The 26600-nt window shown below is 60.1% G+C and carries 27 protein-coding genes and 1 pseudogene; 22 read left to right on the forward strand and 6 right to left on the reverse strand.

Annotated features, from left to right (window positions below):
- Nucleotides 1–253 precede the first annotated feature (253 nt).
- The 22 genes and pseudogenes from ffh (at nt 254) to CVS29_RS16150 (ending at nt 19524) form a co-directional block, all read left to right on the forward strand.
- Nucleotides 254–1828, forward strand: a complete 1575-nt coding sequence (gene ffh, locus CVS29_RS16040) for a signal recognition particle protein (RefSeq protein ID WP_110107335.1) — start codon at nt 254–256, stop codon at nt 1826–1828.
- Nucleotides 1829–2400: 572 nt separating this feature from the next.
- Nucleotides 2401–3537 (forward strand): annotated as a pseudogene (locus tag CVS29_RS16050) (ABC transporter substrate-binding protein); the annotation flags it as partial.
- On the forward strand, nt 3510–4481 hold the full coding sequence (locus tag CVS29_RS16055; RefSeq protein ID WP_373366693.1) for an oligopeptide/dipeptide ABC transporter ATP-binding protein: 972 nt from the start codon (nt 3510–3512) through the stop codon (nt 4479–4481). The pseudogene CVS29_RS16050 and the gene CVS29_RS16055, both read left to right, overlap by 28 nt.
- Before the next feature lie 17 nt (nt 4482–4498).
- Entirely contained in the window at nt 4499–5293 is a 795-nt protein-coding gene (locus CVS29_RS16060; protein ID WP_110107341.1) for an alpha/beta fold hydrolase, read from the forward strand.
- A 77-nt stretch (nt 5294–5370) separates the two neighbouring features.
- Nucleotides 5371–5877: a GNAT family N-acetyltransferase gene (locus CVS29_RS16065; RefSeq protein WP_110107342.1), complete on the forward strand. Its 507-nt coding sequence runs from the start codon at nt 5371–5373 to the stop codon at nt 5875–5877.
- A gap of 105 nt (nt 5878–5982) precedes the next feature.
- Complete coding sequence (locus tag CVS29_RS16070) at nt 5983–6867, forward strand: VOC family protein (RefSeq protein ID WP_110107344.1); 885 nt, start codon at nt 5983–5985, stop codon at nt 6865–6867.
- A gap of 56 nt (nt 6868–6923) precedes the next feature.
- Entirely contained in the window at nt 6924–7376 is a 453-nt protein-coding gene (locus CVS29_RS16075; RefSeq protein WP_110107346.1) for a hypothetical protein, read from the forward strand.
- 326 nt (nt 7377–7702) lie between these two features.
- Nucleotides 7703–8110 (forward strand): 30S ribosomal protein S16, encoded by a 408-nt coding sequence (gene rpsP / locus CVS29_RS16080; protein ID WP_110107348.1) that lies wholly within the window; start codon nt 7703–7705, stop codon nt 8108–8110.
- A gap of 1 nt (nt 8111) precedes the next feature.
- Nucleotides 8112–8354: an RNA-binding protein gene (locus tag CVS29_RS16085; RefSeq protein WP_110107350.1), complete on the forward strand. Its 243-nt coding sequence runs from the start codon at nt 8112–8114 to the stop codon at nt 8352–8354.
- 131 nt (nt 8355–8485) lie between these two features.
- Nucleotides 8486–9082 (forward strand): ribosome maturation factor RimM, encoded by a 597-nt coding sequence (gene rimM, locus CVS29_RS16090; protein ID WP_110107352.1) that lies wholly within the window; start codon nt 8486–8488, stop codon nt 9080–9082.
- Nucleotides 9082–9879: a tRNA (guanosine(37)-N1)-methyltransferase TrmD gene (trmD, locus tag CVS29_RS16095; protein ID WP_110107354.1), complete on the forward strand. Its 798-nt coding sequence runs from the start codon at nt 9082–9084 to the stop codon at nt 9877–9879. The genes rimM and trmD overlap by 1 nt, the downstream gene beginning before the upstream one ends.
- Before the next feature lie 222 nt (nt 9880–10101).
- Nucleotides 10102–10461 (forward strand): 50S ribosomal protein L19, encoded by a 360-nt coding sequence (gene rplS / locus CVS29_RS16100; protein WP_110107356.1) that lies wholly within the window; start codon nt 10102–10104, stop codon nt 10459–10461.
- A gap of 16 nt (nt 10462–10477) precedes the next feature.
- Nucleotides 10478–11155 (forward strand): signal peptidase I, encoded by a 678-nt coding sequence (gene lepB, locus CVS29_RS16105; protein ID WP_110107358.1) that lies wholly within the window; start codon nt 10478–10480, stop codon nt 11153–11155.
- 73 nt (nt 11156–11228) lie between these two features.
- Complete coding sequence (gene lepB, locus CVS29_RS16110; RefSeq protein ID WP_110107360.1) at nt 11229–12095, forward strand: signal peptidase I; 867 nt, start codon at nt 11229–11231, stop codon at nt 12093–12095.
- A complete protein-coding gene (locus tag CVS29_RS16115; RefSeq protein WP_110107362.1) occupies nt 12095–12763 on the forward strand; it encodes a ribonuclease HII in 669 nt (222 codons plus the stop codon). The genes lepB (CVS29_RS16110) and CVS29_RS16115 overlap by 1 nt, the downstream gene beginning before the upstream one ends.
- A 72-nt stretch (nt 12764–12835) precedes the next feature.
- Nucleotides 12836–13168 carry a DUF2469 domain-containing protein gene (locus CVS29_RS16120; RefSeq protein WP_110107364.1) on the forward strand — a complete coding sequence of 111 codons (333 nt, stop codon included), beginning with the start codon at nt 12836–12838 and terminating at the stop codon, nt 13166–13168.
- 238 nt (nt 13169–13406) lie between these two features.
- Entirely contained in the window at nt 13407–13763 is a 357-nt protein-coding gene (locus CVS29_RS16125; RefSeq protein ID WP_110107394.1) for a YraN family protein, read from the forward strand.
- A complete protein-coding gene (locus CVS29_RS16130; RefSeq protein WP_110107366.1) occupies nt 13763–15316 on the forward strand; it encodes a YifB family Mg chelatase-like AAA ATPase in 1554 nt (517 codons plus the stop codon). Before CVS29_RS16125 ends, CVS29_RS16130 begins: the two co-directional genes overlap by 1 nt.
- A gap of 92 nt (nt 15317–15408) precedes the next feature.
- The gene (locus CVS29_RS16135; protein ID WP_373366722.1) at nt 15409–16662 is read left to right on the forward strand and encodes a DNA-processing protein DprA; all 1254 of its coding nucleotides are present in this window, start codon (nt 15409–15411) and stop codon (nt 16660–16662) included.
- 102 nt (nt 16663–16764) lie between these two features.
- Nucleotides 16765–17814 (forward strand): LCP family protein, encoded by a 1050-nt coding sequence (locus tag CVS29_RS16140; RefSeq protein ID WP_245932291.1) that lies wholly within the window; start codon nt 16765–16767, stop codon nt 17812–17814.
- 65 nt (nt 17815–17879) lie between these two features.
- Nucleotides 17880–18815, forward strand: a complete 936-nt coding sequence (locus CVS29_RS16145; protein ID WP_110107370.1) for a tyrosine recombinase XerC — start codon at nt 17880–17882, stop codon at nt 18813–18815.
- 205 nt (nt 18816–19020) lie between these two features.
- A complete protein-coding gene (locus CVS29_RS16150) occupies nt 19021–19524 on the forward strand; it encodes a DUF3145 domain-containing protein (RefSeq protein WP_110107372.1) in 504 nt (167 codons plus the stop codon).
- Nucleotides 19525–19689: 165 nt separating this feature from the next.
- Here CVS29_RS16150 and fabF read toward each other — a convergent pair whose 3' ends face one another.
- From fabF to CVS29_RS16180, 6 genes are all read right to left on the reverse strand, one after another.
- The gene (gene fabF / locus CVS29_RS16155; RefSeq protein WP_110107374.1) at nt 19690–20949 is read right to left on the reverse strand and encodes a beta-ketoacyl-ACP synthase II; all 1260 of its coding nucleotides are present in this window, start codon (nt 20947–20949) and stop codon (nt 19690–19692) included.
- A 131-nt stretch (nt 20950–21080) separates the two neighbouring features.
- The gene (locus tag CVS29_RS16160) at nt 21081–21326 is read right to left on the reverse strand and encodes an acyl carrier protein (protein WP_038462997.1); all 246 of its coding nucleotides are present in this window, start codon (nt 21324–21326) and stop codon (nt 21081–21083) included.
- Between the two features lie 86 nt (nt 21327–21412).
- Nucleotides 21413–22474 carry a beta-ketoacyl-ACP synthase III gene (locus CVS29_RS16165; RefSeq protein ID WP_110107376.1) on the reverse strand — a complete coding sequence of 354 codons (1062 nt, stop codon included), beginning with the start codon at nt 22472–22474 and terminating at the stop codon, nt 21413–21415.
- Nucleotides 22471–23424, reverse strand: a complete 954-nt coding sequence (locus CVS29_RS16170) for an ACP S-malonyltransferase (RefSeq protein ID WP_110107377.1) — start codon at nt 23422–23424, stop codon at nt 22471–22473. The genes CVS29_RS16165 and CVS29_RS16170 overlap by 4 nt, the downstream gene beginning before the upstream one ends.
- A gap of 227 nt (nt 23425–23651) precedes the next feature.
- Nucleotides 23652–24884, reverse strand: a complete 1233-nt coding sequence (locus tag CVS29_RS16175; protein WP_110107398.1) for a PucR family transcriptional regulator — start codon at nt 24882–24884, stop codon at nt 23652–23654.
- A gap of 77 nt (nt 24885–24961) precedes the next feature.
- Nucleotides 24962–26314, reverse strand: a complete 1353-nt coding sequence (locus CVS29_RS16180; RefSeq protein WP_110107379.1) for a DUF2254 domain-containing protein — start codon at nt 26312–26314, stop codon at nt 24962–24964.
- Between the last annotated feature and the right edge of the window lie 286 nt (nt 26315–26600).

A 26600-nucleotide genomic window follows, 5' to 3' on the forward strand; every position in this document is an offset into this window, starting at 1 on the left:
CCACAATTTTCTTTGCCGTGATGTAGTTGCTGGCGAACATGAGGGGTATGCAACGAAGAGGCGCCGTAGTTGGTACCCTTGATAGTTGAGTCCCTCAGGAAAGGGAGTGGAGCGGTGTTAGCGCCGTCCCACCGGTCTCATCCTGAATAACGTAAATTGCCGCGCACCATGCGCGGGCCGGCCGCAAGGCTGTCCCGCGCGGGCGTTGGTTAATCCCTGACGAATAATCCCTGACGAAAGAAGTGCGCGGCGCGTGTTCAACTCACTATCTGATCGGCTGACAGCAACCTTTAAGAACTTGCGTGGCAAGGGACGGCTCAGCGAAGCCGACGTCGACGCCACGGTGCGCGAGATCCGTCGGGCCCTGCTGGATGCCGACGTCGCCGTGCCGGTGGTTCGCGAATTCACCGCCAAGGTCCGCGAGCGGGCGCTCGGTTCCGAAGTCAACGAGGCGCTGAACCCGGCGCAGCAGATCGTCAAGATTGTCAACGAGGAACTCGTGGCAATTCTGGGTGGTGAAACCCGCCGCATCAACTTGGCCAAGAACCCGCCCACCGTCATCATGCTGGCCGGTTTGCAAGGTGCTGGCAAGACCACGCTGGCCGGAAAGCTGTCCAAGTGGCTCAAGGGCCAGGGCCACAGCCCCTTGCTGGTTGCTGCGGATTTGCAGCGCCCCAACGCCGTCAAGCAGCTCCAAGTCAACGGTGAGCGCGCCGGTGTTCCCGTGTTCGCACCGCACCCCGGTGTCTCCAGCGAGTTTGAATCCGCCACTGGCGATCCCGTAGCCGTTGCCCTGGCCGGGTTGGCGGAGGCGAAGTCCAAGCTGCATGACGTGGTCATTGTTGACACGGCCGGGCGCTTGGGCATTGATGCGGAACTGATGAAGCAGGCTGCGGACATCCGCGCTGCCATCAACCCCGACGAGGTCCTCTTCGTCATTGACGCCATGATCGGCCAGGATGCCGTCAACACGGCCCAGGCGTTCAACGAGGGCGTCAACTTTACTGGTGTAGTCCTGACCAAGCTCGACGGCGACGCCCGAGGTGGTGCCGCACTCTCGGTTGCCTCCATCACCGGCAAGCCCGTCATGTTCGCCTCCACGGGTGAATCGCTGGATGACTTTGAGCTGTTCCACCCTGACCGCATGGCCAGCCGAATCCTGGACATGGGTGATGTCCTCACCCTCATTGAGCAGGCTGAAAAGAACTGGGATAAGGGCGAAGCCGAGCGCATGGCGCGCAAGTTCGCCGACCAAGAAGATTTCACCCTAGATGACTTCCTCTCCCAGATGCAGCAGATCCGCAAAATGGGCTCCATGAAGAAGATGCTCATGATGATGCCCGGCGCCGCCGGCATGCGCCAGCAGCTGGAGAACTTCGACGAACGCGAAATTGACCGCGTTGAGGCCATTGTTCGCTCCATGACCCCGCACGAACGTGTTGCGCCCAAGATCATTAACGGTTCCCGCCGCGCCCGTATCGCCAAGGGCTCGGGCGTGCATGTTTCCGAGGTCAACGGCCTGCTGGAGCGTTTTGGCCAGGCTCAGAAGATGATGAAGAAAATGGCTCAGGGCGGCGGCATTCCGGGCATGCCCGGCGTGGCAGGCCCCGGCGGTTTTAACAGCGCCCGCAAGGGCAAGCAGGGCCCCAAAAAGAAGGCGCGCTCGGGCAACCCGGCCAAGGCTGCCGCCGAGCTTAAGGCCGCGCAGGAGAAGGCCAACGCGCCCAAGTCCCTGCCCACCGGTGCCGCGTTTGGTGCCGGCGCCGAGGACTTTGACCCCAGCAGCCTGAACCTGCCTAAGGGCTTTGAGAAGTTCCTGGGCAAGTAGGCACATACCAGGGTGCACGCTAGCATCACCCACAGGCAGTGATCAGGACCCGTAGGGGAATCTCCAAGTGATTCCCCTACGGGTTCATCTTTTTAAAACCTAATTTACCCACGACAGTTCCAGTTTGTAGATTCAGACAGCCCGTAAGAGTCACGCGAAGACCAAACTGATCTACCACCGCGGGACTCTGCCATGGAGGCGCAAAATAAAAACATTGCGATTACGTGGGGAACCGAAAGTAAGCCTTTCTGTTATTGGGAATTTTGGCAGTATCTTTTTTGACTCTGACCGGATGGACTCCAGGAAACGGTTCAGACAATAACACCGGAAGCTCGGCATCTTCACCGGGTAAGGCGGCCAACACGGCAACTTTTTGCCGAACCGCCCAACACGGTCCCCAACTGGATTTGGCCGTTAGTGCGCATCGCTGATTTTTCGGTATCCAACATTTCCGATCTGCAGCAGCTGATGTTCCGCCCGCTGTATTGGTTCGGCAATGCCGGAAAGGCCGAGGTCAGTGACCAGCTGAGTTTGGCGGCCCAGCTTCTGTCTAGCAACCGGGCAACACGCTCGCCATCACTCTCAAGGACTACAAGTGGTCCAACGGGACGGACGTTACCTCCACTGCTGTCATGTTCTGGTACAACATGTCCAAAGCCGAAAAGACCAACTTTGCCGCCTATGTACCGAGGCAGTTCCCGGACAACCTTTCCTTAGCTACTGCACCGGATGCTAAGACAGTCATGTTCACAACCGACAAGGTTTATAGCGAGCAGTGGATGCTGTACAACCAGCTCAGTCAGATCACACCGATGCCCCCGGCCTGGGCTATGACCAGTGCCACGGCCAAGGGCGAGTGTGCCACGAATGAGGCAAGCTGTGCAGCCGTTTACACCTATCTGGTGTCCGCACCCAAGGATCTGCCTACCTACGCAACGAACCCGTTGTGGAAGGTTGTTGACGGCCCCTGGATGCTCAAGAGTTTCAATGCCGACAGGCACATCACCTTTGACCCGAGCACCAAGTACTCCGGATCGGTGAAGGCCACCCTGAAGGAATTCATTGAGGTGCCGTTCACTACGGACGCCGCCGAGTTCAATGTCTTGCGCGGTGCCAGCGCCATAGATGTGGGCTATATTCCCACGCAAGATCTGAGCTCCCCGCGTCCTGCCAACTCCACACCAGATCAACCAGGGCCAAATCCACTCAGTGCCAACTACACTATGGCGCCGTGGAATCTGTACGGCATCAACTACTTCCCGATCAACTACAACAACCCCACGGTGGTGCCGGTCTTCAAGCAGCTGTACTTCCGCCAGGCACTGCAATCCGTGGTTGACCAGAAAGGAATCATCACCAACGCGGCTAAGAATTACGGCTTCCAGACCACCGGCCCCGTGCCGCTGTTCCCGGAGAGTCCGCTGATTTCTACCACGGAGCAAACTAACCCCTACCCGTTCGACATCTCCGCAGCCACCAAGTACCTCACGGACAATGGCTGGTCCGTCACGCCGGGCCAGGCCGCAACGTGTACCAAACCCGGAACGGCGGCCGGCCGCAGCAATATGCCTGCTTTGTTCCATGCACCACGCCGCTGTATGTGTCAGAGGCCGCAGATTTGCGCACCACCGTCCCCGAGCTCGCAAGGGTGGCGCCTGCCACCTTCATCCCGAAGGATGGCGTGCCGCTGTTGCAGATCACACACGTGATCAAGGGCTTCCCTGTCCCAGCCGGGGCTATTCTGCGCCGCCATGTGGGTGACATCAGTGCAGTCTCCGAGGTGACACTGGCCATCCCGCGCGGCAAGGAGGCGAAGGAGGGCCGGCGGAACGTACAGTTCATGTTCCAGGACTCCTACGCCTCCCTTGACCCGCGGATGCGGGTTCGTTCCATCCTGCGCGAGCCGCTGGACATTCAACACGTTGGCTCGGCTAGAGAAGGTAATGACCGCGTCGATGAACTACTGGCCTCCGTGGGGCTGCCAGCCCGGGCCGCCGAACGGTACCCGCACGAATTTTCCGGTGGCCAGCGCCAGCGCATCGGCCTGGCTCGGGCGCTGGCATTGCAACCCGGGCTGATAGTCGCCGACGAGCCCGTTTCAGCGCTGGATGTCTCCGTTCAGGCGCAGGTGCTGAACCTGATGAAGGAGCTCCAGCATGACCGCGAGCTGACTTACTTGTTCATTAGCCACGATTTGTCCGTGGTGCGCTATCTATCTGACGTCATTGCAGTGATGTACCTGGGCAAGATGGTGGAGGTGGGCCCGGCCGCCGAGGTCTATGCCCACCCTCAGCACCACTACACGCGCGGGTTGATAGACACCGTGCCCATTCCCGACCCCGTGGTGGAGCGGGCCAAGGCCAAACTTGGCGTTGCCGGCGAGTTGCCCTCAGCCATGAACCCGCCCAGCGGCTGCCGTTTCCGCACCCGCTGTCCTGCGGCTCAGGAGATTTGTGCGCAGGTGGTGCCGCCTCTACAGCCCGGAGGTGGAACGGTGCCCCTGCCACCTGAATCTCTGGTAGAAGCCACCGCATCGGCTGCCGCAGCCGGAACCGTGCCTCACCTGACAGCGTGCCATTTCCCCATCAACGCTCACGTCGCCGTCAACACTCTGCTCGGTGGGCCTCCTCCCGGCGGGGGAATGTCAGAGTGATCCGGTACCCTGCCTAAATGAGTAAAACCCGGATTGTGTTCGTCCACGGGCTCGACGGGTTTGGTGCCGCAGCCTGGCCCGCCCAGCACTTGCTGGCTGGACGCTATGACGCCTTGTTCCTCAAGCGCAGCGGATTTGATGCGTTTGCAGAGCCTACGGCGACAAATTTTTTTACCGACGCTCGGATTGTTGCCGATGCCTTGGGGGCAGGCGGCCATGTTGTGGCGCACGCCCAAGGTGCCATTGCGGCCATGATGGCTGCCGTGGAACACCCGCACTTGGTCCGGTCACTGACGCTGGTGGAACCTGCACTGACCTCATTGACAGCGGAACTACCGGCAACCATGGCGTACCGTGAGCACCTGGAACCGCTGTTTGCCCGGCGCACTGAGCTCAGCGACGAAGATTTTGCTCGCGAGTACTACCGGCTGACGGCTGCCCCTGGAGGGGCCGGTTCCGGAGGGTACCGTTCGGAGGTTTCCGGAACGGTTGGCGCCGGTTCGGGACGGACCGTGATAGGTAGTGCTCAGGGGCCTGAATCCATTGGCCGAGTCTCGGCACGGCTGCGCCTGCAGTCCCCGTCATGGGAAGCGCCGCTGCACATTGTGCCAGGCGTCCCCACTCTGGTACTGACAGGTGGTTGGGAACCACTGTATGAGGAAGTGGCTGATTACCTCGCCACCACGGGAGCCCGGCACGTGGTGTCCCGCGGCGGCCACCGTCCACAGGATACCGAGGAGGGCGCAGGAATCATCGGATCATTCATAGCTGAAACGCAGGCACGTGTCACCGGCGGCCAGCTGCGGGGCTGAGACGGCCCCGGTACCCTTGACGGGTTGCGTGACTGCGGCTCCAATCACATGTCACAGCCGGGAACTAGACTTGCGCCATGCTAGAAATTCGGCCCGCAGCGCTCAGTGAGTTCTCGCTCCTGCCTGAGCTTGAGGCCGCAGCGGACCAGGCGTTTGGTTCCCTGACACCACCTCTGCCCTACGGAAACTTCCCGCCGCCCGGGACAGCGGTTGATTATGCCGGTGCCTTCCACATCATGGTTGCCGGCCGCCCACCAGTGGGCTTCATCCGGTTGGAGATTGTGGACGGTGCGGCGCATCTGCAGCAACTGGCCGTCAGCCCGGACTACGCACGCCAAGGGAGTGGGCGTGCCCTCGTGGCAGCCGCCAAAGCCTGGGCGCGTGAAGCGGGATTCACTTCCATGACACTCATTACATTTAAACAGGTGCCCTTCAATGCCCCCTTCTATGCCAGGTGTGGATTCACGGAGCTGCGACCGGAAGAGTACGGACAGGAACTGGCCGTGTTGCGTACCGCGGAGGCGGCTGCGGGTCTGGAGGGTATGGGCGCCCGGATAGCCATGAAGGCCGTTCTGCCCGCCTAGCAGCCCCCGCCCCAAGAACCCGTGCCCCTAGAACCCCGCCCCCTGGAATAACTTGAAGCTTCAAGTAGTTGTGGTGGTGTAATCGCGCTAAACCTTGGAGCAAATATGACCGCCGCACAAGACCTTTTGTCAGCAGAGCTCACCATGGGCACCGTGATGCTCAAGGTGGGCAACATGAAAGCTATGGCCGACTACTACCACCGGGCCTTGGCTCTGGATGTAGTTGCCGAAGCGGACGGTGGTCAGTACTTGGGCCGCGGCACCACACCTTTGGTGCACCTGCAGCCAGCCGGGAATCTGCGCCTTCCGGGCAGCGGCGAGGCCGGGCTCTTTCACACGGCACTGCTCTTCAATGACCAGTCCGCTCTGGCCGCCACGGTAGCCACCGCAGCCCGCTACAACCCCCAGGCCTTCGCTGGCAGCGCAGATCATCTGGTCTCCGAGGCCTTCTACTTCACCGATCCCGAAGGCAACGGCATTGAGCTGTACTGGGACCGTCCACGGGATCAGTGGCAATGGAAGAATGGCGAGGTGGAGATGGCCACCCTGTCCCTCCCGCCTCAGCGCTACCTCGAATCGCACCTGAGCGAGGAATCCGTGACCGAACAGCGCAATGCGGCGGCCGGCGTCGGGCATGTCCATCTGCAGGTGGGTGAGATCCGCGCCGCGGAAAAGTTCTACGTGAACATTCTCGGCTTTGAAAAGAGCGCAGGATTCCATGGTCAGGCACTGTTCGTCTCGGCGGGCGGCTACCACCATCACATGGCCATGAACGTGTGGAACAGCCGCGGTGCCGGTCCCCGCAAGGACACCCTCGGGCTCGGGGAGGTGCTCATTCAGGTGCCCGGCAAGGACGACGTCGGGGCCCTGGCGGAGCGTTTGGCCCACCACGGCATTGCGGTTGCCGCAACGGGTGCCGAGATTCAATTTGAGGATCCGTGGAAAAACCGGATCCGCGTTAGTGTTGATTCCGTACAGTCTGGGCATTAACACCCCGGGCGCCCGGGAATAATGCATCCCGGATCCCCAACTTGAAAGGCTTATGCGTGGCCAATTACTCAGAGTTCTTCATTGCAGACCACCACCAGGCTGTTGCCCGGGCCAAGGCGCGGATGGCAGGGAAGTCTCCACTCATCGACGTGCCGGTCCTGCCAACTCCGGGCCTGAGCGACTTTGAAATTGAAGTCTTGGGCGAATTTGCCGTCAAGAAAGTCCATGCCACGGGTGTTGGGGCAGAGCTCAGCTTGGTTGATATTGAACTGGATAACTTGTTTGCCGTGCCAGATGCGCTCCTTGAGGTCTTTGCAGAACTTAATGCCCTCGAAGAGCCCGAGGACATTGCCGAGCTGGCTGCGCAATGGGCTGCTGCGGAGGAAATGGAATCCACCCCGGAAATCACCGAGCCGCTGCTGCGCGCTCTGGCTGCCATGGCCGCAGCAGCCTTGGCAGCCGCCGAGGACAACGCGAAGATGGCCCTGTTCTTCTACTCCGCCGAGTAACATAGCCCGGAACTCTGCCGCATGGAACTCTAAAATGATCCTGATCCCGCTTTCGGACCCCGAAATTCCGGGATCAGAAAGCGGGATCAGGATCATTTTCGCGAAGTCGCATCTGTTGGTTCTCGTCCATGACGGATGACACACAAACTCGGTTGCGTAACGAGTCGCACAGTCCGTTATTAATCTGGCATAATGGACAGGTACTCGATCCGCATGGCCCCTCTCTCCGTGTGATGATCCTGTCCTTAGAAGTCCGCCGCACGGCCCGCCCCACGGGAGCGTAAAACGGATTTCGCCCCTTTTTCGAACCAGGAGTAACCACAAAAGTGGCTGTAAAGATTCGCCTTAAGCGCTTTGGTAAAATGCGCGCCCCGTACTACCGCATCGTCGTCATGGACTCACACTCAAAGCGTGACGGCCGTGCCATCGAGGAAATCGGTAAGTACCACCCGACCGAAAACCCGTCCTTCATTGAGGTCACCAGCGACCGCGCTCAGTACTGGCTTTCCGTCGGTGCTCAGCCGTCTGAGCCTGTTGCCAAGATCTTGAAGATCACCGGTGACTGGCAGAAGTTCAAGGGACTCAAGGGCGCCGAAGGCACCTTGAAGACCAAGGCTCCCAAGGTTCCCTTCGTAGCTCCGGAAGCCAAGAACGTTGTTGTCAAGGAAGCCATCACCAAGAAGGCCAAGAAGGCTGACGAGGCAGAGGCAACCGAGAGCACCGAGGCCGAGTAACTTGTTGGCTGAAGCGCTGGAGCACCTTGTTCGCGGGATAGTTGACTCTCCCGAGGACGTCAAGGTGAGCGTCAAGAACAACCGCCGCGGGGAATCCCTCGAAGTGCGAGTTCATCAAGACGATCTGGGCCGGGTTATTGGCCGCCAGGGTCGCACCGCCCGTGCCTTGCGCACAGTGGTTGCCGCTCTGGCCCATGGCGAGTCGGTGCGTGTTGACGTTGTTGACACGGATCGCCGCCACTAACCTGGCCGGATCTTGGAGCAGCTAGCGCTGCATCAAGTTTTCAGCAGTAAAGCCAAACGTTTGGCCCCGGCACCAACACGGTGACGGGGCCAAATTTTTCCCCAAATTTCAGCAACACATGAGGAGTACCCATGCAGGTCCAGGTCGCCCGGATTGGCAAGCCCCACGGCATTAAAGGTGAAGTGACTGTTCTGGTCCTCACCGACGCCCCCGACTCCCGCTTTAGTCCCGGCGCCGAGTTCGTTGTGGAACCGGCCACCATTGGCCAGCTCACCGTCAAGAGCTCGCGCTGGAACAAGGACATCCTCCTGCTGGGCTTCGAAGGCACCACCACGCGCAATGAAGCCGAGCTGCTGCGCGGCGCCAGCCTGTTCTTCGAATCCGATGATGACCAAGACGACGACGCCTGGTACGAACACGAATTGCTGGGCCTTGAAGTGCGGGTAGGCAAGGCCGTGGTTGGTAAGGTGACGGGGCTGCGGACCCAGGCCGTGCAGGATCTGCTCATCGTCGAAGACGCCGATGGGGACGAGGTTCTGGTCCCGTTTGTTGACGAGATTGTTCCCGAGGTCAACATCGAGGACGGTTATGTTCTACTGACCCCACCGGCCGGTCTGTTCACTGTCAACAAGGAAGTCAGTGCCAGCGACGAGTCCGGCGAGGCTGCCGATCTCACCGGCACCAAGCCCACCACCGGCACCGACGGTTCGGAAGGAACGCAGGCGTAATGCGCTTTGACGTAGTCAGCATCTTCCCCGAATACCTGGCACCCCTGGATCTGAGCCTGATCGGCAAGGCTCGCACGGAAGGGTTGCTGGAACTGGTAGTTCATGACTTGCGCAGCTACACGGCTGACCGGCACCGTACCGTGGATGACACACCCTACGGTGGCGGGGCAGGCATGGTCATGAAGCCGGAACCGTGGGCGCAGGCCCTCACCGACATTGCCGCCACCTCCCCCGCGGCCGACGGCGCACGGCCCACCTTGATTGTGCCTGCCCCGGCTGGTGAGGTTTTCAATCAGGCTCTGGCCTACGAACTTGCCCAAGAGAAACATCTTGTCTTCGCTTGTGGCCGCTACGAAGGCATCGACGAGCGGGTGCTGGAATGGGCTGCGGAGGACTACATTGTCCGCCCCGTGAGCCTGGGTGACTATGTGCTCAACGGTGGCGAAGTTGCTGTGCTGGCCATGGTGGAAGCCATTGGCCGGCTCATCCCCGGTGTGGTGGGCAACCCCGAATCCCTCATTGAGGAGTCCCACTCTGACGGGCTGCTGGAATACCCCGTCTACACCAAACCCTCCAGTTGGCGGGATCGGGAAGTCCCCGAGGTGCTGCTGAGCGGCAACCACGGCAAGATTGCTAAGTTCCGGAGGGAACACCAGCTGCGCCGCACCGCGGAGCGCCGCCCGGATCTGATTGACGCTCTGGACGTCTCCAACTTCAGTAAAGCCGAACGCAACGTGCTCTGGGAACTTGGGTACGCCGTCGAGCATGGAAAAGCAATCAAACGCCAGGAAAGCTAGTTAACTCAATTAGTTCCAGAGCCTTGAGTGTGGCAAAATAGACAGATGTGCTCGACTGGGCGCGTTCCTGCTACAGGGGGAGCGTTCGTCAACAGGCAGCACACCGGTGTCCCATCCATGGGAACCGGTCCAATTCTTTCGCTTCCCAGGACTGGCTGTATGCCGCCCGCGGGAAACGTGACACAAAGTAAATGACCTGTGGCGTTTACCTGGAGTGAGAAAATGCATCTTCTCGATTCTGTTGACGCAGCCAGCCTGCGCAGCGACATCCCCACCTTCCGTGCAGGCGATACCGTTAATGTTCATGTGAACATTATTGAAGGTTCCCGCGCACGTGTTCAGGTATTCAAGGGCTTTGTCCTTGGCCGCCAGGGCGACGGCATCCGCGAGACCTTCACGGTCCGCAAGATCTCCTTCGGCGTCGGCGTAGAGCGTACCTTCCCGGTACACTCCCCGGTACTGGATAAGATCGAGGTCGTTACCAAGGGTGACGTGCGCCGCGCCAAGCTGTACTACATGCGTAACCTGCGCGGCAAGGCTGCCAAGATCAAGGAAAAGCGCGACAACCTTCCCACCAAGTAACAAAGGGATTCGCACTTTGACTCAAGCGAAACGCCAGTCCAGGAAACTGGGCTGGCGTTTTGTTGTTCTTGGCGTAGCGGTCATCTTTCTTTTCCTGGCATTGGTCCGCAATGTTTGGATGGATGTTTACTACATCCCGTCGGAATCCATGGAACCGCTGCTTCTCACCGGCGACCGCGTTTTGGTTTCCCGGGTGGCCTTCACCAACAGGGCCATTGAACGCGGCGACGTGGTGGTCTTTGACGGTAGGGGATCATTTGTGCCCTGGAATTCGGGGGCAGGAGACGTAGCGGACGCCATTGTGGGGGCCGGACAATGGCTGGGACTGGTGCCCAATGACAACATCTACGTCAAGCGCGTACTTGGCGTTGCCGGAGACACGGTCAAATGCTGCTCCGCGAGCGGATTGTTGGAGGTCAACGGCGTCCCTGTTACTGAGAGTTACCTGTATCCCGGGGATGATCCCAGCGCGTTGACGTTCGAGGTGCGCGTCCCACAAGGTAAATTGTGGCTAATGGGTGATCACCGCAATGTTTCCTTGGATTCCAGATCTCTTCTGGGAGCTCCCGGGGGCGGGCTGATTTCCACTGAACGGGTCATTGGTTCTCCGATCGCCACGGTGTGGCCACTAGGCCGAATGCACGTGCTTGAGCAGGCCTCCGGCAGTGGTAAGAACACCGCTGGGTTGCCGTAAACGTTTTTCTCACACCTGCCCCAGGTGTGGATGTAGGTAGCTAGAGATGACTTTGCTAAGGAAATAATCGCTGATGCAACACAATGTTCCAGAAGAGTCCGGTGAGCCGGCTCCCCAAGGGGAAACCACCCCGGAATCTTCAGATGCGAGGGTGCGTCAGGAGCATCGAGCCCGCCATTTGAAGTCAGAGCCGGCCACGCATGTTCCAGATTCTGCCGGACAGCGAGTAGGCAAGCAGGCGCTGGCATGGGGCAAAGAACTGCTCACCATTGTTGTTATTGCCCTGGTGTTGTCCTTCCTGATCAAGACTTTCCTGTTCCGTGCCTTCTACATTCCTTCCGGTTCCATGGAGAACACCCTGGAAATTAACGACAGGATCTTTGTGAACCTGCTCGTGCCCCAGCCATTCGCTCTCCAGCGCGGGGACGTCGTCGTTTTCAAGGACACACAAGGGTGGCTCAAGCCGCAGACCAACGTCAACGGGCCCACAGGATGGCTCAGCGACGTGGCCACCTTCATTGGCCTGGCACCGGATAGTTCCCAACAGCACCTGGTTAAAAGGGTTATTGGCATGCCAGGAGACAAGGTTGTCTGCTGCAACAATGATGGAAAAATCACCATCAACGGCACTGCCATCACCGAGCCTTACCTCTTCCCCGGAGCGGCACCCTCGGACACCACTTTTGAGGTCACCGTCCCCGAAGGGCACTTGTGGGTCATGGGGGACCATCGCAACAACTCACAAGATTCGCGCTACCACCAGAGCTACGACCAGACCGGTTTTGTCCCGATCGCCGATGTTGAGGGTAGGGCTGTTGTCATTGCCTGGCCGCTGTCCCGGTTAGGTTTCCTTGGCAACTACCCGGACGTTTTTGCTGACGTACCGCAGCCGCAGACCAAGAGCGTGAGCACCAGTGCCGACACCACGGCAGGCCCGTAATGGCAGCCGCGGCGCCTACCCTTGAGTGGGAGCGAGAACTCGCCGCACAGGGCTATTTCGCTGTGGCGGGGTGCGATGAAGTAGGGCGAGGCTCCCTGGCTGGACCTGTCAGCGTTGGCGTGGTCATCATCCATCCAGACACAGCCCGCGAACTACCCGGCGTCAAAGACAGCAAACTCTTGCGAGTATCAGTCCGGGAAGCACTGGTACCCGCCATTATTGATTGGGCTGCAGCCAGTGCTGTAGGCCATGCCCAGGCGCCGGAAATTGACGCCCTGGGATTGGTGAGTGCACTGCGGCTGGCTGGCAGCCGGGCCATGGCCCAAGCGGCAGTGACCGTGATTCCTGACTTCGTGATTTTAGATGGAAATCAAGACTGGCTTTCAGCACCTGAGCAGGATCTTTTTTCGCACTCTCATGAAGCCGAGGCTGCCGTGGCGCCGTGGCGGATCCAGACACGAATCAAAGCTGACATGACCTGCCTCTCGGTGGCGGCCGCCAGCGTCCTGGCCAAAGTGGAGCGTGATGGCATCATGACAGGGTTGGCTCAGGAATTCCCTGCGTTCGGCTGGGACTCCAACATGGGCTACGGAACAGTGGCACACAAGGCCGCCATTGCCAGCGAAGGCCCCACCGACCATCATCGCAAGACCTGGCGCCTGCTGTAGAAGCTGTCCCCGGCTCCGTTCGCCAGCGTGGCCCGTTGGATAAGTGGGCACTGCGTGATGGATGATGGATGCATGAGTGCTGAGGATCTGGAAAACTACGAGACTGAGATGGAACTACAGCTTTACCGCGAATACCGGGACGTGGTGAATCTGTTCAGTTACGTGGTGGAAACTGAACGCCGATTTTATTTGGCCAACCACGTAGATTTGCAGGCCCGCTCGGCAGACGGCGAAGTTTACTTTGACCTGACGCTGCAGGATGCCTGGGTATGGGATGTCTACCGTACAGCCCGGTTCGTCAAGAACGTCCGGGTCATCACGTTCAAGGACGTCAACGTTGAAGAGCTCATGAAGTCTGACGATCTGCAGATCCCCAAGGACGGCGAGTTGGGTTCCTTCGGCTGAGCGGCTTGGCACTGCCCTCAACTGTGCCTCACCTGAGCTGGCACTAACACCCTTGCTGCCAGCCACACCCTGAAGCCACACCGTGGGTCTAAGAACGACGCCGGAACTTGCCTTCCGCTCGTTTTCTTTGCCGTGCGTTGTTCCTCCACAGCCGCCGCGTAGCCGGTACTGTCCACACTGGGGCCTTGCTCCCTTTATCTGCGCTCCGAACCCGGCAATGCTGGCCGTGGAGGCAGTCATGAAAGCAAAAGATATACTCGGCCAGACCGGTGAGCGGATGGCCGCAGACTTTTTGGAAGACCGCGGCATTCGGGTCATTGACAGCAATTGGCGTTGTCCTAGCGGCGAAATTGATCTCGTGGCGTTAGATGGTGGCGAAGTAGTCATTGTTGAAGTCAAAACGCGCCGCTCCCGCCGGTATGGGGATCCCCTCGAAGCCCTGACGCAGGCCAAACTGTCCAGGCTGCGCACTTTGGCTGTGCTCTGGGCTAGGGAGCATCAGTACGTGGGAGGATCTTTGCGCATTGATGCTCTGGGCATTGTCATGGACACGGCTGGTCCGCCGAGCTTCGACCACCTCAAGGGGGTGGCTTGATGAGTATGGGACGGGCGCTTGCCGTGGCGCTAGTGGGCCTGAACGGGCACGTGATTGAAGTTGAGGCTGACATTGGCCAAACCCTGCCAGCCTTTGTTCTGTTAGGACTTCCTGACGCGTCACTTTCGGAAGCTCGGGAGAGGATCCGTTCGGCATCGCAAAACTCTGGGATCCCTTTGAGCAGGAGGAAGATCACCGTCAATTTGGTGCCAGCATCGCTGCCCAAAAAGGGCTCGGGCTTTGACCTTGCCATTGTGATGGCAGCTTTGAATGCGGCCGGTGATGTGCACCGCACTGGGGGTACGGTATTTATTGCCGAACTGGGACTGGATGGGCGGCTCCGGCCAGTTCGTGGAGTCTTGCCAGCTGTCCTGGCCGCGTGCACGGCTGGTTGCGAGGACTTTGTTGTGGCCACCGCAAATTTGGCAGAGGCGCGGCTGGTGAAGGGGGCCAAAGTCCGCGGCTATGACAATCTTGCCCAAGTGGCTCTGGCTTTCAATGCAGACCCAAAGAAGCTGTGCGGGGTTCAAGGGGGCTGGCAGGGCGGGGATTTTGCGCAGATGGCCGGAACACCAGCTGCTGCGGCTCAACCGCAGGCGGATCTGGCTGAGGTAGCAGGCCAGCCCGTGGCACGGCTGGCTTTGGAGATTGCTGCCGCGGGCGGCCACCACCTGATGATGGTGGGGCCGCCGGGATCTGGCAAGACCATGCTGGCGGAACGGTTGCCAGGACTCTTGCCGGATCTTAGCGATGCCGAAGCCATGGAGGTCACGGCCATCCATTCCCTCGATCACAGAGGTTCCGGGCTAAGGGAGCTTCTCCGGCGACCGCCGTATGAGCGCCCGCATCATTCGGCCAGCACGGCGGCCATCATTGGCGGTGGCAGCGGAATTCCCCGGCCCGGTGCCGCCACCAGGGCACATCGTGGGGTTCTATTCCTGGATGAGGCGCCGGAATTTGATAAGCGCGTGTTGGATGCGCTGAGGCAACCGTTGGAGAGCGGGGAACTTATCCTGCACCGCTCCGCCGGAACGGCCTCCTACCCGGCCCGCTTTCAGCTCGTCATGGCCGCAAACCCGTGTCCCTGCGGGAAAGCAACGGGGAAAGGCATCCATTGCGAATGCACTCCCATGGCTCGGCGCCGCTATTTTGGCAGGCTCTCAGGGCCTTTGCTGGACCGGGTTGATATCCAACTTCAAGTCAACAAGGTGCAATTGGCGCAACTGGCGGACTCCGGTCCTCGTGAGTCGAGCCGGCAGGTGGCCGCACGGGTACAACTGGCCCGCAACATTGCCGGTGAACGGTTGAAGCCGTGGGGACTGGCACATAACGCGGACCTGAGCGGCAGGGTGCTCCGTGGGCCCTTGCGGCTGCCTGGGCGCGAGACAGCGTTGCTGGACAAGGCCATGGGCACGGGGGTCCTCAGCGCCCGCGGCTATGACCGTGTGTTGCGGCTGGCGTGGACGGTGGCAGACCTTCAAGGACGGGAAAAGCCGGGCAGCGAAGACGTTGGCTTGGCACTGACGTTGCGGCAGCGAGGAGAAATACCATGAACGGCGCAGAATTAGATGGCGCAGACGCGCAATTGAGGCAGGCAGGGGTGAGTCAGTCCCTGCTGATTGCCAGGGCCGCATTGTCTAGGCTGATGGAACCCTCTGATCTGCCCGGTCTAGCCCTCATCCAGGTGCTCGGAGCGCAGGACGCGCTGGCTTTCATTCGAGGCCGTGACAGTTCCCATGCGCGTGTGGAGAAGGAAATGACCTCCGTTCTCTCAGCAGCGGGCTGTGAACGTTGGGCCGGGCTAAGCGAAGTACTGACACGGTGGCGTCCACGGTTAGTGGATGTGGCGCCGGAACGTGATCTGGCCACGGTGGCACGGTTGCATGGGCGGTTGTTGGTCCCAGAAGATCCACAGTGGCCTCCGGCGCTCGAGGATTTGGAACTGGCCGCACCCATTGCTCTCTGGTGCCGGGGCAGTCTTACCGCGTTACCTGCACAAGCCAGGTGCATCTCCGTGGTGGGCTCACGGGACAGCACCAGCTATGGGGCAAATGTGAGCGCAGAAATTGCCAGCACTCTTGTGCAACATGGCTTTACCGTGATCAGCGGAGGCGCCTACGGAATTGATGCCCACGCTCACAGAGGAGCGTTGAGCGCGTCCCGGCAGCCTTCCCGCCAGCCCTCCCCTCAGCAGGCACTGCTCGAGCCAAGGCTGGAGCAGACGGCAAAGCCGGGGCTTGCAGGCACCAACGCCGTCAGCGGCGGGTACCGGCCGGCAGAAGACGTCCCGCCCACCATTGCCGTTATGGCGGGCGGCGTGGACAGGTTCTACCCCTCAGGAAATGAAGATCTGCTGCGGACCATTGCCGAGCGCGGACTCGTTGTCTCAGAGGTGCCACCTGGCACTAACCCCACTCGCTACCGCTTCCTACAGCGCAACCGCCTCATCGCGGCGCTGAGCTCCGTCACCGTTGTTGTCGAGGCTCGCTGGCGCTCAGGGGCCTTGAATACCGCCCACCATGCAGAAGCTCTGAGCAGGCTAGTGGGGGCGGTGCCTGGTTCCGTGTACTCGGCGAATTCTGCTGGCTGCCACCGGCTGCTCAAGGAAGGTTCTGCCGTGTGCGTCACTGATGCTGCGGATATCGCGGAATTGGCAGGCGGCATAGGCGAACACCTATCCACGGAGCCGTATGTTGAAGCCGCCTTGCATGACGGGCTGGGGACCTCAGATTTGCTGCTGTTGGATGCCTTACCATTGCACTCAGCCACCACCTTGGAAAAGCTGTGCGTAGTGGCCGGGCTCAGTGCAGCAACTGTGCTTTCGGGTTTGGCTCGTTTGGAAGTCTTGGGGCTTGCTGAACGATTAGGCGGTGGCTGGAAACGAAGCCGCAGATCGTGAGGTGCCAGAACCACGCGTAACGTTCCGGGAATCCTTCGGGGGATAGGTAACGGTTGCTACGGTGGCACAGACAAAACCTCAGGGCGGTGGCATCATGACTCTATGAGTCATGCCTCTATGAGCATCGAAGCGGATCGGCCTGTTCCCGCCCGCCGCCGGCGCAACACCGGGCGGAGTATTCTGCTGGTCTTTCTCGCAATCTTCGTGATTGCAGCACTAAGTAGTGTGGCTTTTATTGCCAATCTTGCCCACACCTTCAATAGCCAGACCCAGAGTATCCCTCACGCATTCCCCCAAGAGAGATTCCGGCCCGTCAAGCCGACGGAAGGGCCAGCTGCACAGGCCCAGAATATTTTGCTGCTAGGCAGTGACAGCCGCGGAGATGGCCTGAACCTCGCCGAAGCAGGCGACCCCTCCAACCAGCGCTCGGACACCATCATGTGGTTGCACGTGCCGGCGGATCGCCACCATTTGTATTTGATGTCAATCATGCGTGACATGTGGGTAGATATACCCGGGGTGGGGCCAGCCAAAATCAATGCGGCTATGGCTTACGGGGGTGTTCCTCTGGTAGTCCAAACACTGGAAGGACTGTTTAAAACCAGGATCGATCACGTGGCAGTTATTGATTTCCAGGGGTTTAAGTCAGTCACTGACGCCTTGGGGGGTGTGCAGGTCAACGTACCGTTGGACTTCACTTCCGTTCATGGCAACTTCACCTTCAAGGCCGGTCCGCAAAAACTCGACGGCGATCAGGCTCTGGCGTTCGTAAGGGAACGCTACGCCTTTGTTGACGGCGATTATCAGCGGGTGAAGGATCAGCAACTATTCCTGAGGGCAGTGCTGAACGAGGTCATGTCACCGGCAACAATGACCAACCCCTTCAAAGTGACAACGCTCGTGAAAGAGATTTCTCCCTATGTCAGTGTGGATTCCACCCTGAATGCCGCAACTCTAGGCGCGCTTGCCTTGAGTCTGAATGGTGTCCGTGGATCAGACGTGATCGCTTTTACCTTGCCTACCTTAGGGACGGGAACAAGCGCAGACGGGCAGTCCATTGTCTTGGCCGATGACAATGCCCTGACTGCTATAGGGAAGGCCCTGAATAATGACACGCTCGGGGAGTACCTCCAAACGGCAGGTCTTGGCTGAGTAGAGTTTCTCCCAGTACGGCGAGGTAACTTGCCCATGTCAGCCCGCTGGCGCACAGTGGGTGTGTGGAATCAGAAGAACGGGCCGCCCTGCCGCCTGCCCTTGCCAGCGCAGCTGACGCCTTTGCCCGCTATTTACGTCACGAGCGGGGACGGTCAGAACATACGGTGCGGGCCTACCTCGGGGACATTGATGCGCTACTGATCCACGCCGTCACCGAAGGCAATACGCACTTGGCCGAGCTGGACCTCAGCTCACTGCGGCGTTGGCTCGGCGAGCAAAGTAGCGCTGGGCTGGCCCGCTCAACCCTTGCCCGGCGTGCCGCCACGGTCCGAAGCTTCACAGCGTGGGCGCTTCGAGAAGAGATCATCACGGTGGATCCGGCACTTCGCCTCAAAGCGCCCCGGAGCGAGAAGACACTGCCGGGGGTATTGCAACAACAACAAATACGCCGGCTCTTGGAGGAACTCACTGCCTCAGCGCAGTCCGGGGACGCCGTAGCAGTGCGGGACCTAGCCATGGTGGAGCTGCTCTATGCAACAGGTATTCGTGTTGGAGAATTGGCGGGCCTGGACGTGGGCCACATCAACCGGGAACGGCGTACCTTGAAGGTTCTGGGCAAGGGCAACAAGGAGCGGATTGTTCCCTTCGGTGTACCGGCAGAAAAGGCCGTGGGGGATTGGTTGGAGACTGGCAGGCTTACCCTGCTGAAAGCAGGGGCAGGATCTGCCTTGTTCTTGGGCAAGCGCGGAGGGCGGATTGACCAGCGTGCAGTGCGCACCGTGGTAGACCGGCTTTTGCGTGCCATGGGTGATACCTCCGCAACCGGACCCCACACGTTGCGTCACACTGCGGCCACTCACCTCCTGGACGGTGGGGCTGATCTGAGGTCGGTGCAGGAAATTCTTGGTCACACATCATTGGCCACAACCCAGTTGTACACACATGTTTCCGTGGAACGGCTGCGGGAAAGTTACCGCACAGCGCATCCACGGGCTTGAACAAACGCGCTCCAAGTCACTACGGTGGCGTAATGTGATCCGCTGCGGCACAATGAGAGGAAGCAAAAGCAATAGAATCTATTAACAGCCCCGAAGGACGGGTAAAACACACAAAAATTTAGGCCAGCACAGAAGCCCGTGTAACCAGAGTTTCATCCATAAGAAGGTCGTTGGGGAAGACGCACCTACTGCTATGGAGGATGGAATGAAGGTAGTAACCACGCGCGGTGTCTTATTTGTGCACTCAGCCCCGGCTGTCATGTGCCCACATATTGAGTCATCCATCGCAGGGGTGATGGAACAACGCTCGGACTTGCACTGGACTGCACAGCCCGCGGCGCCAAATGTGCTGCGCACAGAAGTCCTCTGGCAAGGACCCGCAGGAACAGGCGCCCGGCTGGCGTCGGCTCTCCGCGGATGGGCCAATGTCCGCTATGAAGTGACAGAAGATCCCAGCCCCGGTGTGGACGGCTCGCGCTGGTCCCACACCCCTGAACTAGGTATTTTCCATGCCGTCACGGACGTGCACGGAAACATCATGGTTTCAGAAGATAGGATTCGCTACGCCTACGAATCCGGTGCTGGCGATCCCACGGTTGTCTACCAGGAGCTCTCACTAGCCCTTGGCGAAGCCTGGGATGAGGAACTTGAACCCTTCCGCCATGCGGCGGCAGGCGCCCCTGTCCGGTGGCTCCACCACGTAGGCTAAGCAACTCTCTGTTTTTCTTGCCGCGATGGACACCAGTTCCATTAAGGCATAAAAGAACGACGGCGGCACCCACCAAAAAGGTGAGTGCCGCCGTCGTATTTTAATCCCGCACTCTGCTACTGCGAAAAATCCGATGTCCGCAAGAGCCATAAAAAAGTGGGGAAATTAGGAGAGTTCAACCTTCGGGCCCGTGCTACGGATTGCCACAACAGCGTTGTGACCGCCGAAGCCGAATGAGTTGTTCAGTGCCATGATCTCACCCTCGGGCAGTTCACGCGGGGAACCGGTGACAACATCGAGGGGGATTTCCGGGTCCTGGTTCTCCAAGTTGATGGTGACAGGGGCCAAACGGTGGTAGACGGCCAGAACGGTCAGCACCGACTCCACAGCACCCGAGGCACCCAGCAGGTGCCCCATCTGCGACTTCGTGGCGGAAACGCACACGTTATCGACGTGATCGCCAAGGGCGGCCTTAAGCGCGGTGTATTCCGGCTTGTCACCGACAGGCGTTGACGTGGCGTGAGCATTGACATGCACCACGTCCTCAGGCATTGCACGGGCATCGAACAGGGCTGCCTTCAAGGCGCGGGTTGCACCCAGGCCCTGGGGGTCCGGAGCCGTGATGTGGTAGGCATCTGCGGTGACAGCAGTTCCAGCCAGCTCGCCGTAGATACGGGCGCCACGGGCCAAGGCGTGCTCCTCGGCTTCTAGCACCAGTGCGCCGGCGCCCTCACCCATGACAAAACCGTCACGGCTGATGTCGTAGGGCCGTGAAGCCGTCTCGGGGGAATCGTTGCGTTTGGAGAGCGCCTGCATGGCGGCGAAGGAAGCCAGCGGCATGGGGTGGATGGCGGCTTCGGCACCACCGGCCACCACCACGTCGGCCTTGCCCGAGCGGATCAGCTCAAGGGCAATGTGCAAGGCTTCGGTGCCTGAGGCGCAGGCGGAGACGGGAGTGTGGGCTCCGGCACGGGCGCCAAGGTCCAGGCTGACGGCTGCTGCCGGGCCATTGGGCATGAGCATGGGAACCGTCATGGGCAGGACCCGGCGCGGACCCTTTTCACGCAGGGTGTCCCACGCGTCAAGAAGGGTCCAGACTCCGCCGATCCCGGTGGCAAAGGCTACTGCGAGGCGGTCGTGGTCAACCTCTTCGATACCGGAGTCTTTCCACGCCTCACGAGCCGCCACAACTGCGAACTGTGTTGAGGGGTCCATGCGCTTGGCCTCGACGCGGCTGAGCACCTCGGTGGCAGGAGTTGATGCCTTGGCGGCGAAATGCACTGGAAGGTCGTACTTTTCCACCCAGTCGTCGGTGAGGGTGTGGGCGCCGGAAACACCCTTGAGGGCGTTCTTCCACATGGTCGGGACGTCGCCGCCAATGGGTGTGGTGGCACCCAAACCGGTGATGACTACTTTGCGGGCCATGGTTCAACTCTCTACAAAAATTTGGGGGCAGGTCGGGGGGTGGTGATGTGGTTGGCCGGTGTCCTGCAGATCCGGCCAACCACGGTGTCACAGTCCGCTACTGCGGGTTGAGACGAACACAGGGCTCAGGCTTAGGCCTGTGCGCCTGCGATGAAGCTGACAGCGTCGCCAACGGTCTTGAGGTTCTTGACTTCCTCGTCCGGGATCTTCACATCAAACTTCTCTTCAGCGTTGACAACAATGGTCATCATGGAGATGGAATCGATGTCCAGATCATCTGTGAAGGACTTATCCAGCTCAACTGCCTCGGGGGCAAGTCCGGTCTCTTCGTTAACGATTTCGGCCAAACCAGCCAGGATTTCTTCGTTGCTAGCCATTGACGGCTCCTTTTCTTCTTTTGCTGTGATCAAGGACTTGATCATTTCAGGCATGATGATCACCCTCGGTTGAGGGGGATACGTTTTTAGGGCAGACGCACAACTTGGGCGCCAAACACCAGTCCGGCACCAAAGCCGATCTGAAGCGAAAGTTTACCGGAGAGCTCGGGGTTCTCTGCCAGCAAGCGGTGTGTTGCCAGGGGGATAGAGGCGGCGGAGGTATTTCCAGCATCGGCAACGTCACGTCCAATGATGACGTGCTCAGGCAGTTTGAGCTGCTTGGCAAGCTCGTCAATGATGCGCATATTGGCCTGGTGCGGCACAAAGGCGCCCAGATCCTCGGCGGTGATGCCGGCATCGACGAGGGCCTTCTTGGCCATCTTCGCCATTTCCCACACGGCCCAGCGGAACACTGTCTGGCCGTCTTGGCGCAGTGTGGGCCACAGCGTGGAGTGGGCCTCGTCAGCCGCGGCGAGGGCTACGCCGTCGCCCTTCATGGCCTGCTCGCTGAAGTCACGGATATCCAGCTGGGAGTGGGTCATGCCAATGGTGTCCCACTTGCTACCGTCCGAACCCCACACGGAGGGGCTGATGCCGGGATCCTCGGAGGGGCCTATCACCACGGCGCCGGCGCCGTCACCGAGCAGGAAGGAAATGGTGCGCTCATGGTTGTCGATGACATCGGAAAGCTTCTCAACGCCGATGACCAGCACATACTCCGCGGTTCCTGAACGGACCAGGGAGTCCGCCTGGGCCACGCCGTAGCAGTAGCCAGCACAAGCTGCGGAGATGTCGTAGGCAGGGGCAGGGGTGGCACCGAGACGGTCGGCGATCAAAGTGGCAGCCGAGGGTGTGGCGTACGGGTGCGTCACTGTCGAAACCAGCACCGCACCAATCTGGGAGGCCTCAATGCCAGCTTTTTCAATGGCCTCGGCGCCTGCCGAGACGGCCATGTCCACCACGGAGACGTCCTTGGGGGCGCGGTGCCGGGTGATGATGCCTGTGCGTTGGCGGATCCATTCGTCAGAGGAGTCAATCCACTGGCACACGTCCTCGTTGCTGACAATGATGGACGGGCGGTAGGCGCCAATGCCCAAGATCTGGGAACCGGCCCGCGTGGGGTTTGCCTTCAAAGTGGGGGTGCTCACAGTGATCCTGCTTCCGATGAAAGGTGTGCTGCCAGCACTTCTCGGGCAGCTTGGAGATCTTCGGGTGTTTTCACCGCAATGGTGGCCACCCCGGACATTCCGCGTTTGGCCAAGCCTGTCAACGTGCCAGCGGGGGCCAGCTCGATCAGCCCGGTGACACCCATGATGGACATGGTTTCCATGCACTTATCCCAGCGCACGGGCCGTGACACCTGGGCGATGAGTGAGGCAAGTGCCGCTTCCCCGGAAGGTACGACGGCGCCGTCGTAGTTGGAGAGTAGCGCCACCTTGGGTGTGTGCGGAGTAAGTGACGGGGCCAGCGCTTGCAAGGCGGAGACGGCCGGGGCCATGTGGTGGGTGTGGAACGCGCCGGCAACCTGCAAGGGGATGACCCGGGCCTTGGTGGGAGGGGCCGCGACCAGGGCCGCAATCTGATCCAGCGTGCCCGCGGCCACGGTCTGGCCCTTGGAATTCATATTTGCCGGGGTGAGACCGGCGGCTTCGATGGCGGCGATGACCTCTTCGGGATCCCCGCCCACAACAGCTGCCATGCCCGTGGGAGTCACGGCAGCGGCGTCTGCCATGCGGTTGGCCCGCTCCCGCACAAAGGCCATGGCATCGGAGTTGGAGAGAGTTCCGGTCAGGGCAGCGGCCGTGATTTCACCGACGGAGTGGCCAGCTACCACCATGGTGCCGGGAACCAGCGCAGAGGTTGCGTCTTCGCCCAGGAGCGCTTGGGCTGTGATGAGCCCGGCAGCCACGATCAGCGGCTGAGCAACGGCTGTGTCCTTGATGGTTTCCGCATCTGAAAGGGTGCCGTGGGTGAGCAAATCAATGCCCGCGGCCTCGCTCAGGGAGGCCAGTTGTTCTTGGACACCAGGGAGTTCTAGCCATGGCGAAAGGAATCCTGGGGATTGAGAGCCCTGACCTGGGCAGACTATTGCAAGCACATTAACCAGCTTTCCAAACTTAACAGCATTTTTAGGGTGTTTCCATACACCAAGCTCTTCGGCACAATTTGTAGGAAGTCTACAATGCTCCCGGGTCTCGGCGCGTCATCGTTACGTCTCTTGGTGGGATATGCACAGTGTGCTGGCCTGAAAATTCAGTGGCTGCAAGTGCGCTCCGGGCCATTCCTGGCCGCCGGTAAACGCTCCCGGCCGTCCCAAAGCGGCTCTCACGGGGCCTTGCCAGGCTGCTTGGGGCTTTGTGTGCCTGCCAGTTTTGCCGGTGTGGCGAGCCTGCCCACAATCAAGGCTGTTTGGAGGACAAACGCTTCACGGGGAATGAGCGGATCCCATCCTGTGACATCGCACACGCGTCGCAGCCGGTAACGGACGGTGTTGGAGTGAACAAAAAGGTCACGGGCCGCAGCCTCCAAGGAATGCCCACCCTGCAGGTAACTGCTCAGGGTTTCCTCCAGGCCATTGGATGCTGCCACAAGCGGGCGGTAAATGCTCGTCAGCAGGACTTGGCGGGCAGAATCATCGCCCCCTATGACACGCTCAGGCAACAGGTCCTCGGCTGATACCGGACGCGGGGCGGCGGACCAGCCCTTGGCTACTGACATGCCGGCGAAAGCCGCCTTGGCGCAGGCGGTAGCCTCGGCCAGCGTTGTTGCCAGCGGTCCATGCACAACCGGTCCCGGGGCAAACAGTTCACTCAGGCGCACATAGGCTGAATCGGGATTCGCCACGTTGCCCAGCACCAGAATTAACTTATCGCCTTGAATGCCCACCATGACATCTTCGGCAAAACGTCCTGCTGCGCGGCGCAGCGTGGAGAGGAAAAGGGCATTCGGTTCTGACGGCGCGGGGCCCACCATGATGGTGAACCGTCCGCGCGAGGTCCAACCCAAGGCTGAGATGCGTGATTGGAGGGCATCGGAATTCTCCCCGCGGAGGATGCCATCAACAGCCAGCGCCTCTAACCGAGTATCCCAGGCACCCCTGTTTTCCGCGGCACGGGCGTAGACGTCTGCAGCGGCAAAGGCCACCTCGCGAGAGTAGCGTAGAACGGCTTCGCGCAAGGCCACTTGTTCCTCCGGCGCAGCTAGTTCAGGCACTCTGTCCTCGACCACTTGGACAACGGTCCGGATCAGCTGCAGCGCCCGCTGCAAGCTGATTGAGCGCGTGAGCTCGGTGGGAGCTGTGCCGAAGACATCAGAAAGGACCCAGCTAGGAGATGATGGGTGTTCGTACCAGGAGACGAACGCGGCTATCCCGTTCTGTGCCACGAGACCTAGGGATGAACGTTCGTCGGCGCTGAGCCTCCGGTACCAGGGAAGCGTGTTTTCAAGTTCCCTGCGCATCATGGTGGACAAGGGGCCAATGTTGGCTCGCAGCCGTTCCAAGGTATTTGATCCGCCATGATCCCGCGCCACTGTAGCCGGTGATTTCTTTACTGCCATGTCTTGAGGATATGTCCTGAGCTGCGAGTCAACGCTATTGGTGGCGCTCAGGCGGGCGGTGATGCCTATTTGTGAGCTCATAGGCTGGAGGCTGATGGCGGAAGCTGCTCCGTATTCGCTGCCACCAAGGCTCGCGCGCTTTCCAATAATTCTGCCGTTTTTTGGGGCAGATGTCCGGCTGATTTGATGGCAGTTTCCATGTTTTGAGCCTGATGGAGAATAACGGGCCGGTAGGACCCGGCATGGTCTGACCAGGACAATTCCTGAAGTAGTTCTAGCAAACGCTCGGCAACTTCAGGATCACTGGTCCCGTAGAGGCGTGGCTGCGCCATGGACAAGTCAAGAAGGTCTGCCAACTCTGGAAGGGTCAAGACCACTCGGACTCTGTTCTGCTCATCCATCAGACACTGTGTGCCGGGCATTCTGGCAGGGAGCTGGCAGAGGAGTCCGGAAAGGTGGCCCAGAACGTGCACAGCGGTGGTGGGGTCGTTTACCCCGGGGGAGAGCGCTCGTGCAGCAACGTCTACTAACTGGCGGAAGCCAAAGGCCACATCCTGAACGTGAGTGCGTTCGCTGCCGGTATGAATGGCCTTAGTGCTGCCTTTGGCCAACCGTTTAGCTGTTTCCAGATCAAATTCAAGGCTGGAATCCAGCGGCCAGGCAGTGGCGAACGGGACCCCTTGGATCACGGAACTTCCCGGTGTCTTATCAATCCTGATCACCGCCCCTTCAGCTACGGCAAGGCGGATCAGTTCCTGGTAGTCAACCGATGTCAGAAATCCTGTCCGAGCGGCTTCGATCCTGATAAATCCAGGCCCTGCGGGCGGGGCGGGACGCCACGGCGCCCGGTCTGGCGGAAAACAGCGTTCTAACGTGGCCCTGGTTTCGTCGGCAACGCGTTGCATCATGGTTTCTGCCCGGATTTCCCGAGTGAGGTGTGCCAAGAACAAGACGAGTCCTAGAATGCTGGCAATTGAGAGCAGGAAGGCGAGCGTGACGGAAATTTCCGGGACAAATCCTGCTGTTGGGCCGCTGGCGCTCCGCACAGTGCGCAGCACTGTCAAGGCAAATGCAAACGCGGACATGAATAGGGCCAGGGTGTAGTGGACAAACTTATCGGCAGCAAAGGTCCTTAGGACCCGGGGAGAGAATTGGCTACTGGCCAATTGCAAGGTGACCACTGTCAGGGAGAAAGTCAAGGAGGTGACTGTAATGAGGGAGCCTGCAATGGCTTGCAGTACGGCCCGCGCAGCGTCAGGTCCGCCACCGAAAAGGAACCCCGAGATGTTCCCCGGCAGTTTGGTATCCAGCGCAGCATCTAGTGCTGGTAGTACTGTCCCCAGTGCCAGCGCTACTAGTACTGCAATAGCCGGTACAGGCCACAACTGCGTGCGGAGCGCATCTGCGATCCGGGCCGTTCTGCTGTTCATTGAAGCCTCCACGCATCCTGAAAGTGCCTAGAAGGAGCCGTCTTGAGCTCCTCTGAATTTGGGGTGTGATGGCTGTGGCCGGTGAAACCAGAAAGGTTCACCGGCCACAGCCGTGCGTTGCGCCCCAGCCCGAGTAGGGCGTGGGGTGGGGCCACGCCGGCGAGGGACCCGTTTTATCTCGCGCTTAGCGCGGGATAAAACGGGAGCCGGTGGGGACTAGCCTTCGCCGCCGGCGTTGCCGGTGGTGCCGGCGTTGACGTTGAGCAGGTCGTATTTGGTGGCTGCT

Origin of the sequence: Arthrobacter psychrochitiniphilus (assembly GCF_003185915.1) — a bacterium.
Taxonomy (GTDB): domain Bacteria; phylum Actinomycetota; class Actinomycetes; order Actinomycetales; family Micrococcaceae; genus Specibacter; species Specibacter psychrochitiniphilus.

Bases quoted from the DNA above. Each gene is read 5' to 3' on its own strand.
- CVS29_RS16115 (WP_110107362.1), top strand. From the start codon at position 12,095: ATGGCAGCCGCGGCGCCTACCCTTGAGTGGGAGCGAGAACTCGCCGCA.
- CVS29_RS16130 (WP_110107366.1), top strand. From the start codon at position 13,763: ATGAGTATGGGACGGGCGCTTGCCGTGGCGCTAGTGGGCCTGAACGGG.
- rplS (WP_110107356.1), top strand. From the start codon at position 10,102: ATGCATCTTCTCGATTCTGTTGACGCAGCCAGCCTGCGCAGCGACATC.
- CVS29_RS16135 (WP_373366722.1), top strand. From the start codon at position 15,409: ATGGAACCCTCTGATCTGCCCGGTCTAGCCCTCATCCAGGTGCTCGGA.
- CVS29_RS16175 (WP_110107398.1), bottom strand. From the start codon at position 24,884: ATGGCAGTAAAGAAATCACCGGCTACAGTGGCGCGGGATCATGGCGGA.
- CVS29_RS16070 (WP_110107344.1), top strand. From the start codon at position 5,983: ATGACCGCCGCACAAGACCTTTTGTCAGCAGAGCTCACCATGGGCACC.
- trmD (WP_110107354.1), top strand. From the start codon at position 9,082: ATGCGCTTTGACGTAGTCAGCATCTTCCCCGAATACCTGGCACCCCTG.
- fabF (WP_110107374.1), bottom strand. From the start codon at position 20,949: ATGGCCCGCAAAGTAGTCATCACCGGTTTGGGTGCCACCACACCCATT.
- CVS29_RS16060 (WP_110107341.1), top strand. From the start codon at position 4,499: ATGAGTAAAACCCGGATTGTGTTCGTCCACGGGCTCGACGGGTTTGGT.
- CVS29_RS16065 (WP_110107342.1), top strand. From the start codon at position 5,371: ATGCTAGAAATTCGGCCCGCAGCGCTCAGTGAGTTCTCGCTCCTGCCT.
- CVS29_RS16160 (WP_038462997.1), bottom strand. From the start codon at position 21,326: ATGGCTAGCAACGAAGAAATCCTGGCTGGTTTGGCCGAAATCGTTAAC.
- CVS29_RS16125 (WP_110107394.1), top strand. From the start codon at position 13,407: ATGAAAGCAAAAGATATACTCGGCCAGACCGGTGAGCGGATGGCCGCA.
- lepB (WP_110107360.1), top strand. From the start codon at position 11,229: ATGCAACACAATGTTCCAGAAGAGTCCGGTGAGCCGGCTCCCCAAGGG.
- CVS29_RS16150 (WP_110107372.1), top strand. From the start codon at position 19,021: ATGAAGGTAGTAACCACGCGCGGTGTCTTATTTGTGCACTCAGCCCCG.
- CVS29_RS16140 (WP_245932291.1), top strand. From the start codon at position 16,765: ATGAGTCATGCCTCTATGAGCATCGAAGCGGATCGGCCTGTTCCCGCC.
- rimM (WP_110107352.1), top strand. From the start codon at position 8,486: ATGCAGGTCCAGGTCGCCCGGATTGGCAAGCCCCACGGCATTAAAGGT.
- CVS29_RS16180 (WP_110107379.1), bottom strand. From the start codon at position 26,314: ATGAACAGCAGAACGGCCCGGATCGCAGATGCGCTCCGCACGCAGTTG.
- CVS29_RS16120 (WP_110107364.1), top strand. From the start codon at position 12,836: ATGAGTGCTGAGGATCTGGAAAACTACGAGACTGAGATGGAACTACAG.